The sequence below is a fragment of the Kitasatospora sp. NPDC007106 genome, from assembly GCF_040634455.1.
In the GTDB taxonomy this organism is placed as follows: domain Bacteria; phylum Actinomycetota; class Actinomycetes; order Streptomycetales; family Streptomycetaceae; genus Kitasatospora; species Kitasatospora arboriphila.
Genome location: NZ_JBEYFP010001288.1, coordinates 1 through 1,293 on the forward strand (window position 1 = coordinate 1; position 1,293 = coordinate 1,293).

Genomic DNA, 1,293 nt, shown 5'->3' on the forward strand with positions numbered 1-1,293 from the left:
CCGCTCCGGAGGGCGTGGTCACCCGCAGGACCGTCCTGGGCGGCCGGCCGGCCCTGGAGCTGGAGCCGGCCGAAGCCTCCGGCCACGGCCGACTGCTCTACCTGCACGGCGGCGGCTACGTCATCGGCTCACCGGACACCCACGCAGGGCTGGCCGGTGAACTGGCCCGCCGAGCCGGGCTGCGTGCGACGTCGGTGGACTACCGGCTGGCGCCCGAGCACCCCTTCCCCGCGGCCGTCGACGACGGGCTCGCGGCCTACCGCGAACTGCTGGCTTCGGGCACCGACCCGCGGGACCTCGTCATGGCCGGTGACTCCGCCGGTGGCGGACTGAGCATCGCCACGCTGCTCGCCGCCCGGGAGGCCGGGCTGCCGCAGCCGGCCGCCGTGGTCGTCTTCTCCCCCTGGGCCGACCTCACCCTCTCCGGAGGAAGCATCAGCTCCAAGGAGGGCGCCGACCCCATCTTCACCGAGGCCGACGTGCGCGACTACGCCGATCTCTACGTCGGCGCAGGCGACAGGGCGCATCCCCTGGCCAGTCCGGTGTTCGCCGACCTCACCGGACTCCCCCCGCTCCTCGTGCAGGTCGGGGCGAACGAGGTGCTCCTCGACGACGCGGTCCGGCTGGCCGGCCGCGCGGGCGCCGACAACGTCGAGGTCACGCTCGAAATCGGCCCCGGCCTTCCCCACGTCTACCAGCACCACTACGGCCGCCTCGACGAGGCGGACGCCGCACTCGACCGCGCCGCCCGCTTCCTCGCCGCCCATGTGAGCGCCGGGCACCCGGGCGCCGACCGTCTCGAACCGGTCCACTGACACGGACCTTGGTGACCGGGGCGGTCGGGTGGGCGCCGCCTCCTCGGTCGCGCAGTCGAGGTTGGGCGAGGTCGCTGCCGGTGCCCGCCACGGTGGCCCTGGCCCGCACGGGTGACCCGTCCGACAGGCGGTGATCAAGGCGCCGAGGGGCCTTTGCCGCTCGGCGCCGTGAGACCTCCCGGCCTTGCCCGACTGCGCGGATCGCTTGTGCAATCGGTGGGTATTTCCGCAGGTCGGCGCACCCCGGCCGCGCGGCTTCACGTGGGTCGCGGGCAGCTGCGGGGCGCGCGGGCGCGGCAGAGTCCCGTGGGCGCCGTTCGCGCCGGTCGACTGTTCCCCGTCCGGCGCGTCCGGCGTGGTTACCGGCCGGTGCCCGGCGGTTCCTCGCGGTGCCGGGCGGCTTCCTCGGCGGTGGCGTAGACGGGGAACAGCTCTGCGGTGTCGGTGAGTTCCAGGACCCGGCGTGCCCCGGTGCTGG

1 protein-coding gene is annotated in these 1,293 nt (G+C 75.1%); it reads left to right on the forward strand.

Annotated elements, in window-relative coordinates; translation table 11 throughout:
• Positions 1-815 (forward strand): alpha/beta hydrolase (locus ABZ641_RS37915; RefSeq protein WP_359989167.1); only part of this gene is annotated, 815 nt, incomplete at its 5' end.
• Positions 816-1,293: the final 478 nt, after the last annotated feature.